Here is a 9,337-nt window from a genome sequence, read left to right as displayed (position 1 = left end):
TCCTTATGCTTGGGTGGCCCGCGCCCCCCCGCGCGGGCCACCCTTCGACGGAGGTCCCCTTGCCTGACAACGTCACCTCGTTGTTCCGCAGCGCCGCCGCGCACAGCCCTTCGACGGCGGCGCCGGCGCGGGAGAGCGACGGTACGGGTCCGGTGGACTTCTGCATCCCCTGCAACCCCTACTTCCCGACCCCGGCGATGTTCGACGAGATGGCGTCCCGGCTGCGCGAGATCATCACGTACTACCCGAGCGGCGCCGACACCGTCACCGCCGAGCTGTGCAGGTTGCTCCAACTGCCGCCGCAGTGCGTGGCGATGGGGAACGGATCGACCGAGCTGATCACCTGGATCGACCATCTGCTGGTCCGGGAGTCGCTCGCGGTGCCGGTGCCGACCTTCGGCCGCTGGACCGACCAGCCGATGGAGACCGGCAAGCGGGTCGACATGTTCCCGCTCCAGGAGGCAGGCGGCTTCGCGCTGGACCTCGGCCGGTACGCGGAGTTCATCCGCGCCCGGGGCACGCGGGTGGCGGTGCTCTGCAACCCCAGCAACCCGGACGGCGGCTTCCTGCCCCGGCAGTCGGTGGTGCAGTTCATGGACGCGATGGCCGACCTGGACCTGGTGGTGATCGACGAGTCGTTCCTGGAGTTCGCCGACGCCGAGGCGGAGCCGAGCGTGGTGCGGGAGGCGATGCTCAGACCCAACGTGATCGTGCTGCGCAGCCTCGGCAAGAACTTCGGCCTGCACGGCATCCGGTTCGGCTATCTGGTGGCCAACCCGGGCCTGGCGAGGAAGGTCCGTTCGATGCTGCCCAAGTGGAACCTCAACTCCTTCGCGGAGTACGTGGTGTTCATGCTGAAGGAGCACGGCGCCGAGTACGCGCAGAGCCTGCTCCAGGTGCGGCGCGACCGGCTGGAGATGGCCAGCCAGTTGTCGGCGCTGCCGGGGCTCACGGTCTATCCCTCGCAGGGCAACTTCCTCTTCGTGCGCCTCCCCGTGGGCGCCGAGGGCACCGTGGTCCGGGACCGGCTGCTGAACGAGCACCGGATTCTGGTCCGCGAGTGCGGCGACAAGATCGGCTCGTCCAGCCGCTTCCTGCGGCTCGCGGTGCGCCCCGAGACCGACGTCCGCCGTCTGGTGGCCGGTCTGGAGCAGGTGCTCTACGAGCCCGCCGTGCCCGAGCTGGGCTCCGCGACCAGCTACAGCTCGGGCACTCCGGCGGTGGACCGGCTGGTCGGCGAGACCAACGGCGCCGGAGTCCGGCTGGCCGCCCCGCCCGTCTCCTCCGGCTCTCCCGTCATCGCCGCCGCCCTGGCCGCCGCCGGTACCGGAATGCCGCTCGCCGCCGCCACGCCCCCTCCGGGCGGCGGGATGCGGGTACCGGCGGCGCCCTTGCCGCAGCCCGTGCCGCAGCAGGTCCCCGCTCCGCCGCAGCAGCCGGTGCCCATGGCACCCCCGCCTCCCATGGCACCCCAGGCTCCCCCGGCTCCCCCGGCCCCCATGGCACCCCCGCCGGTTCCGGCGCCCGCGCCCATGGCTCCGTACCCGGCACCCGTACCGGCCGCCGCTGCCGTCGCCCCGGCGCCCATGGCCGCACCCTCCGTCGTCCCCGCGCCCATGGCCCCACCCGTCCCCGTCCCCGTCCCCCCACCCATGGCGGCACCCGTGCCCGTCCCCGCGCCCGCCGCCGCCCTCGGCCCGACCCCGCCCGGCGTCCCGGCGCGCGGTGGCCTGACGGCGGCTCAGGTGCGCGGCATGACCGCGCCGGGCACCCCCGCCGCTCCGGTGTCCCCCGGCCTCACCCCGGCCGCCGCGCCCGGCTGGCCCAACGTCCAGAGCTGGCCGAACGCGGCGGGCGCGGGCGCACCGCCCCCGATGAGTCAGCCCTGAGGTCCGGGCGCGGGCGTTCCGTACGACGCCCGTTTCCCGGTGCTTCACCGAGGCGCCGTCCCCCCTTACCGGGTGATTCGCCCACGCCGGGGGCGGCTTGGTTCCGGCCGCGGGTGGGCGGGGCGTGGAGAATGGCCGGGCCCACGCTCGTCGTGGGGTCGACCGGAGGACAATCTTGGCGCTCAGCAGACGTACTTTCAGTGCCCTGACCGGCTGTGCCGCGCTCGGCTTCGCCATGGGCGGCAGCGGCGGTCCGGGAGCGCCCTCGGCGTTCGCGGCACGGAGAGCGCCGACCGGGCCGGCACCCGCCACGCCGCGCGCCGACGGCCGTCGCCACACCGTCGGGTACGACCCGCACTCGCTGCTGGTCGACGGGCGACGGCTGGTGGTGTGGTCGGGCGAGATGCACCCCTTCCGGCTGCCGAGCCCGTCCCTGTGGCGGGACGTGCTGCAGAAGATGCGGGCGCACGGCTTCAACACGGTGAGCGTGTACGTCTCCTGGAACTACCACTCCCCCGCACCGGACACCTTCGACTTCACCGGCGTCCGGGACCTGGACCTGTTCCTGCGCACGGCGGCCGAGACGGGGCTGTACGTCATCCTGCGGCCCGGCCCGTACATCAACGCCGAGACCGACGGCGGCGGTTTCCCCGGCTGGTTGACGGTGACCGAGGGCACCGCGCGCACCACCGACCCCACCTATCTGCGGCACGCCGACGCGTGGCTGACGCACGTCGACCGGATCGTCCGCCGGCACCTGTACACCCAGGGCCGGGGCACGGTCCTGCTGTACCAGCTGGAGAACGAGTACGACTCCCACGTCACCGACGGCGTCGGCCGGGCGTACCTGTCCCACCTGTACAAGAAGGTGCGCGCGGACGGCATCGACGTACCCCTCTTCCACAACGACAAGGGGCGCAACGGCTACTGGACGCCGGGTTCCTTCGACACCGGGGGCGAGGAGGGCGGCTGGCTGTACGGCTTCGACGGCTATCCCACGCCGGCCAGGACCCCGCCGGACTGGGGGAGGTTCGGGCCGGGCGGGGCGACCGGCGGGTCCACCGCCTCACCGCGCACGCCGGGTTTCGTCCCGGAGTTCGGCGGCGGCTGGTTCGACCCGTGGGGCGGCGCCTGGTTCGACGGCAAGGGGTACCCGGAGGCCCGGCGCACCCGCGACTCCGCCTACGAGCGCCGCTTCTACCTGACCAACCTGGCCAACGGCCTGACCCTGCACAACGTCTACATGACGTTCGGCGGCACCAGCTGGGGCTGGCTCCCCGCGCCGGTCGTCTACACGTCGTACGACTACGGCGCGGCCATCGACGAGGCCCGCAACGTCACCGCGAAGATGGCGCCGATGCACCAGCTGGGGCATCTGTTCCAGCGGGTGCCGGACTTCGCGCGGCTGGACCGGGCGGCGGACGTGAAGGTGGCCGGGCTGAAGGTCTACCACCTGGCCAACCCGGACACCGGCACGCATGTGTACATCACCCGCAACGACGGTACGCGCCCGGTCACCGCCGAGCTGCCGACCCGTGCCGGGAAGCTGCGGATCACCGTGCCGGCGCGGGACGCCCGCATGCTGGCCACCGGGCTGCGGCTCGGCAGGCGGACGATGAAGCACAGCACCGCGCAGCCCATGATGGCCGTGACGGCGGGCAGGCGGGACATCGCCGTCTTCACGGGCCGCCGGGGCGACAGGGCGGAACTGGTGCTGGACTGCCCGCGGGAGCCGACCGTCACCCGGCTCGACCCGGAGGCCGGCTGGGCCTACGAGCGCGGCGAGCTGCACGTCGGCGCCCCGCTCGGGGAGGGCGGGCTGACCCGGGTGCTGGTCACGCGCGGCGGGACGGAGACCCCGCTGGTGCTGCTGTTCGCGGACGACGCCACCTCGCTGCGGATCTTCCCGCACGACACCCCCGCCGGCACCCTGGTGGTGTACGGCCCCGCACTGCTGCGCCGCGCCGAGGTGCACGGCTCCGAGGTCCGGCTGACCGGTGACCTGGACGACGCGTCGATGGTCGAGGTGTGGGGGCCGCGCGGTGTCGACACCCTGGTGTGGAACGGGCGCCGGGTGCCGACCCGGGTCACGCTCTCCGGCAGCCTGATGACCACCGCCATGCTGCCCGGGGTGCCCGAGGTGCGGCTCCCGGAGCTGACCGGCTGGCGTACGCGCGCCGAGAACCCGGAGGCGGGTCCGGGCTTCGACGACTCCACCTGGCGCCGGGCGGACCGCACGTCGTCGTACAGCACCACCCCGGTCCCCGGGGGCGGCCCGGTGCTGTTCGCCGACGACTACGGCTTCCACTACGGGGACGTCTGGTACCGGGGCTCGTTCACGGGCGGTCCCGGCATCGAGAAGGTCTCGCTCTCCTACAGTTCCGGCACCCAGGGGCTGTTGATGGCGTGGCTGGACGGGGAGCCGCTGGGCACGCACCGGCTGCCGGTGCCGGACGGGACGACCACGATCCGCAAGGGCACCTGGGAGGCGACGGCCACCTTCCCGGTGCGCCCGGAGCTGCGCTCGCCCGGCCGCCATGTGCTGTCGGTCCTGGTGCGGCGCATGCAGCACGACCAGGACGGCCACGGCGACGACAGCCACAAGGCGGCGCGCGGTCTGACCTCGGTGTCCTTCACGGGGGCGGCGCCGAAGGTGTCCTGGCGGCTGCAGGGCGAGCGGGCCGTGGACCCGGTGCGCGGACCGCAGAACACCGGCGGGCTGTACGGGGAGCGGGAGGGCTGGCATCTGCCGGGCCTGCGCGACCGGGACTGGAAGCCGGTGACCTTCCCGAGGGAGGAGCGGCGGCAGGGGGTGACGTGGTACCGGACCACCTTCCGGCTGTCGGTGCCGGGTGATGTGGACGCCTCGGTGGGGCTGCGGCTGGAGGACGATCCGTACCGGGCCTACCGGGCGCAGATCTTCCTCAACGGCTGGAACATGGGCCAGTACATCAACAACGTGGGTCCGCAGCACACCTTCGTGCTGCCGAACGGGATTCTGCGCACACGGGGCACCAACACACTGGCGCTGGCGGTGCTGTCGGAGTTCACCACCCTGTCCGGGCCGGGCAAGGTGAGCCTGACCCTGATGGGCGCGTCCGCCGGCGGCGTCCCGGTGACCCCGGTGCCCTCTCCCGGCCACTGAACGCCCGTACGCGCACGGGTGGTTACCGGTTGAACCATCCCCGCTGATCCGCATGACGTGGACACACCCGTGCGCGTACGCTCGGACCGTCCGGCGACGGCGACGGCGCCGGGGTGAGGCCCGATGAGGGCGGAGAGGGCGGCACATGGTCAGCGCGGGCGCACGGGCGCGAGCGGCACGGCTGGCCGCCCGGCTGCGTCCCTCCCGGCGGGGGCACGCGATGCGCTCCCTGGCCCGGGAACTCGCCAGGGAGGTGGACGGCTTGCCGCAGCCTCCGGCCGGTGTGCGCGAGGTGTGCCGTGCCCTGTGCGCGGCGATGAGCGTGCGGCGGGGCGGGCGGCCGGTGGAGCTGCGGTTCGAGCGCTTCCCGGACGAGATCGAGGTCACCGGGCTCTGCGTGGAGTTCCAGGACTTCGACCTGGTCATCGTGGAGGAGCGGGCCGAGGCCGTACAGCAACTGGTGATCCTGGGACACGAGTTGTGGCATCTGCACGCCGGGCACCGGCATGATCCGCCGCCCGGCTCGGCCACCCTGGCGCTCGCGGAGGGTTCCGGCTGGGAGGAGACCGCGCTGACGGTGGCCGCCCGTGACGGCTCCCGCGAGGCCGACGAGGCCGCCGCCGAGGACTTCGGCCACCGCCTGGCCACCCTGTTCCGCTCCCGGCTCGGCCGTCCGGCGCAGCCGCTGGACCCCGTGCAGCGCTCGCTCGGCTACCGCGGCCGTGGCGGGGCCGCGCGGTGAGCGGGGCGGCCACAAAACCCGCCGCCCTGCTGCGGGACTTCTCGATCTCCTTCTGGATTCCGGCGGCGGTGCTGAGCGTCGCGCTGGTGATCAAGCTGCCCACGATCGTCCGGCTGTGGCGTGATCCGCTGCTGCGCGCGGTCGGCGGGCTGCTGCTGGTGGCCAGCGGTGTCTTCGTGTTCTGCTCGCCGTCCACCATCGCCCGGGTCAACCGGCTGGCCGGTGTGCCCAACATCTCCGCGCCCTGGTGCTACTCGCTGCTCATGGCGTTCTGCGGCTCCTGCCTGCTGATGATCATCACCTGGCGCAACGGCCCCGCCGACCGCTCCGCCGTCACCCGGCGGGCCCGGCGCTGGGTGGTGTCGGTGTACAGCGGGGTGATCGCCGCCCTGTGGGTGCTGTTCTGGCTGGCCGACGTGCCCGAGGAGCGGCTGCGGGACCTGGACACCTACTACGCCACCACGCCGTTCATGCGCGAGGAGATCCTGCTGTACCTCGGCGCCCACGCCGTGGCCTGCCTGTTCACCTCGCGGCTGCTGTGGAACTGGGTGCGCGCCGAGGGGCTGGACGCCTGGCTGCGCTGGGGGCTGACGCTGCTCGGCGTGGGCTACGCGCTGAACCTGGTCTTCGACGCGGTCAAGCTGGCCGCGGTCGGCGCACGCCGGCTGGGCGGCGATCTGGACTGGCTGAGCACCGATCTCGCGCCGCCTATCGCCGCGCTGTCCGCCATCCTGATCGCGGTCGGCTTCATCCTGCCGCACGCCGGCCAGTACGCCGGCGACCGCTGGCGGGTCCGCCTCGCCCACCGCCAACTGCGACCGCTGTACGCGCTGATGCGGGCGTCGGCCGGGGAGGGCGTGCCGTTCGTGCTGCGGGCGACCCCGGAGCTGCGGCTGACCCGGCGCGAGACGTTCATCCGGGACATGCTGCTGCCGCTCGCCCGGCGCTTCGACACCGCCCTCGGCGCCCGCGCGTACGACGCCGCGCTCGGCCTCGGCCACCCGCCCGCGCGGGCGAGGGCGCTGGCCTCGGCGGTGACCATCCTGGACGCGGTCGAGACCAAGGCGCGGATGCCGGAGCCGCCCGCGACAGTGGCGGCGCCGGACACCACCGGCCTGCTCCGGGAGATCGGGCCCGTCTCCCGGGCCCTCCGGCGACCCGACGAGATCGCGGCGGTCCGCGCCCGTGCGGCCGCCCACCCGGCAGAGAGCGTCGCCGCACATGAGTGAAGTGAAGCCCACGGCCGTCGTGCTCGGCGGTTCCCTGGCCGGTCTGCTCGCGGCGCGCGCCCTGGCCACGGCGGGCGCCCGCGTCACAGTGGTGGAGCGGGACGCGCTGCCGGCGGGGCCCGAGCCGCGCAGGGGGCTGCCGCAGGCCGGCCATGTCCACCAGCTGTGGTCGGGCGGCGCACGCGCGCTGGAGGATCTGCTGCCCGGCGCGCGGGCGGCGCTGAGCGCGGCCGGGGTGCGCCGGGTGCCGATGACCACGGACATGGTGGCGCTGTCGGCGCACGGCTGGTACCGGCGCTGGCCGGAGTCGGCGTTCATGCTGGCGGCCGGCCGCGACCTGCTGGACTGGGTGGTCCGGGAGCTGGTGCTGGCGGACGACGCGATCGAGCTGCTGGACCGCACCGAGGCCCTCGGCCTGACCGGCACCGGCCGGGCGGTGACCGGGGTGCGGGTGCGCGCGGACGGCACCGGACGCACCCTGGACGCCGCCCTGGTGGTGGACGCCACCGGGCGCGGCTCCCGCGCCTCCCACTGGCTGGCGGGACTGGGCCTGCCGGAGCCGGAGCGGCGGGAGGTCGATTCGGGACTGTCGTACGCCAGCCGGCTGTTCCGGGCGCCGGAGGGGGCGCGGGACCGCTTCCCGGTGGTCAGCATCGAGGCCGAGCGGGAGGGTTCGGGCTTCGGGCGCGGCGGTGTGCTGCTGCCGGTCGAGGACGGCAGGTGGCTGGTCACCCTGATCGGCGGCCGGACCGACGAACCCCCGGCCACCGGGGCCGAGTTCCTCCGGTACGCGCACGAGGAGCTGCGGCATCCGCTGATCGGCGAGCTGCTGACCCACGCCGAGCCGCTCACCGAGGTCACGGTCACCCGCACCACCGCCAACCGGCGCGTCTTCCCCGAGCGTTCGCCGCGGTGGCCGGAGCACTTCGTGATCCTGGGCGACGCCCTGTGCGCGCTCAACCCCGTGTACGGGCACGGCATGTCGGTCGCGGCCCGGTCGGCGGTGGCCCTGCGGGAGGTGGTGCGGCGGCGGGGCGGGCTCGGCGCGCCGGGGCTGGCCCGGCGGGCGCAGCGGGCGGTGGCCCGCACGGTCCGTACCGCGTGGGACCTGGCGACCGGGGCGGATGTGTTCTACCCCGGCGCCACGCCGACCGGGCCGACCGTCCGGGACCGGCTCGTCTCGGCGTACGTCGGCCGGCTGCTGCTGACCGCCACCGGCAACGGACGGGTCGCGCGCCGGGTGACGGACGTGATCTCACTGGAGGCGGGCGCCGAGGCGCTGCTCGCGCCACGCATGCTGCTCGCGGCGGCCGTGGGCCCGCTGCGCCCGCCCCTGTCGGGGCCGCCCCTGACGAGGGAGGAGCGGACGGCGGCGGCCGGTGGCGGGGTCGTAGGTGTGGACGCGGCTCGCAGGGACGTCCACCCACAGCAGGCGTGAGGTGGCCGGGTCCCAGGTGGGGCCCTCGCCCAGCTCCGCCGACGCGGCCACGGCGACCTCGTAGCCGCTCACGCCGCCTCCCGGTGGCCGAGCCGGGCGGAGAGTTCGGCGGCGCCCTCGACGGCCAGCGCCTCCAGCTCGGTGCGGCGTTCCTCGCTCCAGCGGACCGTCGGCACCGAGATGGACAGGGCGGCGACCACGCGTCCGGTGCGGTCGCGGACGGGGGCGGCCACGCAGCTCACGTCCGGGTTGGACTCGCGGCGCTCCACCGCGACGCCCCGGCGCCGGATCTCCGCGAGGGCGTCCCGCAGCCGGCCGGGGTCGGTGAGGCTGTCGGGGGTCATCGCGGCCAGCGCGGCGCCGTCCGGGACCCGGGCGGCCAGCTCCGGCGCGGGCAGCGAGGCCAGCAGCATCTTGCCGACCGCCGTGCAGTGCGCGGGCAGCCTGCGCCCGGCCGCCGAGACCATGCGGACCGCGTGCGTGGAGTCGACCTTGGCGATGTAGATGACGTCGGTGTCCTCCAGCAGCGCCACATGGACCGTCTCGTCACAGGTCTCGGCGACACCGCGGGCCACCTCCCGGCCCTCGGCGGCGAGGTCGAGCTGCTCGGCGTACCGGCTGCCTAGCTGGTACGGGCGCACGCCGAGCCGGTACCGGCCGGGCCGGCCGGGCACGGGGACCAGGTAGGAGCGGGCGGCGAGGGTGGTGACCAGTTCGTGCACGGTGGTGCGCGGGAGTCCGAGTCTGCCCACGATGTCCGGCGCGGAGAGCGTGCCGTCCCCGTCGAGGAACAGTTCCAGGATGTCGAAGGCCCGCGTCACGGCGGGCACGAGGCGTCCCACGTCCGGCCTCCTTGCCAGCTCTGCGGGCACGGCGGCCCGTGTTCGACACCCC

General features: G+C 74.5%; 6 protein-coding genes and 1 pseudogene. 5 read left to right on the top strand and 2 right to left on the bottom strand.

Annotation, left to right across the window (positions count from 1 at the left end):
* The first annotated feature begins 59 nt into the window (after positions 1-59).
* The 5 genes from ACFWN1_RS06980 to ACFWN1_RS06960 all read left to right on the top strand — a co-directional run bounded on the left by ACFWN1_RS06980 (position 60) and on the right by ACFWN1_RS06960 (position 8,443).
* Positions 60-1,889, top strand: coding sequence for a pyridoxal phosphate-dependent aminotransferase (locus ACFWN1_RS06980; RefSeq protein WP_384359005.1), 1,830 nt, complete (start codon positions 60-62; stop codon positions 1,887-1,889).
* A gap of 175 nt (positions 1,890-2,064) precedes the next feature.
* The gene (locus ACFWN1_RS06975; protein ID WP_384359003.1) at positions 2,065-5,034 is read left to right on the top strand and encodes a beta-galactosidase; all 2,970 of its coding nucleotides are present in this window, start codon (positions 2,065-2,067) and stop codon (positions 5,032-5,034) included.
* Between the two features lie 145 nt (positions 5,035-5,179).
* Positions 5,180-5,776 (top strand): toxin-antitoxin system, toxin component family protein, encoded by a 597-nt coding sequence (locus ACFWN1_RS06970; RefSeq protein WP_384359001.1) that lies wholly within the window; start codon positions 5,180-5,182, stop codon positions 5,774-5,776.
* Complete coding sequence (locus tag ACFWN1_RS06965) at positions 5,773-7,005, top strand: MAB_1171c family putative transporter (protein ID WP_384358999.1); 1,233 nt, start codon at positions 5,773-5,775, stop codon at positions 7,003-7,005. The genes ACFWN1_RS06970 and ACFWN1_RS06965 overlap by 4 nt, the downstream gene beginning before the upstream one ends.
* Positions 6,998-8,443: an NAD(P)/FAD-dependent oxidoreductase gene (locus tag ACFWN1_RS06960; protein ID WP_384358997.1), complete on the top strand. Its 1,446-nt coding sequence runs from the start codon at positions 6,998-7,000 to the stop codon at positions 8,441-8,443. Before ACFWN1_RS06965 ends, ACFWN1_RS06960 begins: the two co-directional genes overlap by 8 nt.
* Here the strand turns inward: ACFWN1_RS06960 and ACFWN1_RS06955 are convergent.
* Positions 8,375-8,515 (bottom strand): annotated as a pseudogene (locus tag ACFWN1_RS06955) (SMP-30/gluconolactonase/LRE family protein); the annotation flags it as partial. The gene ACFWN1_RS06960 and the pseudogene ACFWN1_RS06955 overlap by 69 nt on opposite strands.
* On the bottom strand, positions 8,512-9,285 hold the full coding sequence (locus ACFWN1_RS06950; protein ID WP_384358995.1) for an IclR family transcriptional regulator: 774 nt from the start codon (positions 9,283-9,285) through the stop codon (positions 8,512-8,514). The gene ACFWN1_RS06950 and the pseudogene ACFWN1_RS06955, both read right to left, overlap by 4 nt.
* Positions 9,286-9,337 lie beyond the last annotated feature (52 nt).

The sequence above is a fragment of the Streptomyces sp. NPDC058459 genome, from assembly GCF_042721685.1.
Classification (GTDB): Bacteria; Actinomycetota; Actinomycetes; order Streptomycetales; family Streptomycetaceae; genus Streptomyces.
Note: the sequence above shows the minus strand (reverse complement) of the source record. Positions and strands in the feature narration are given on the sequence as shown.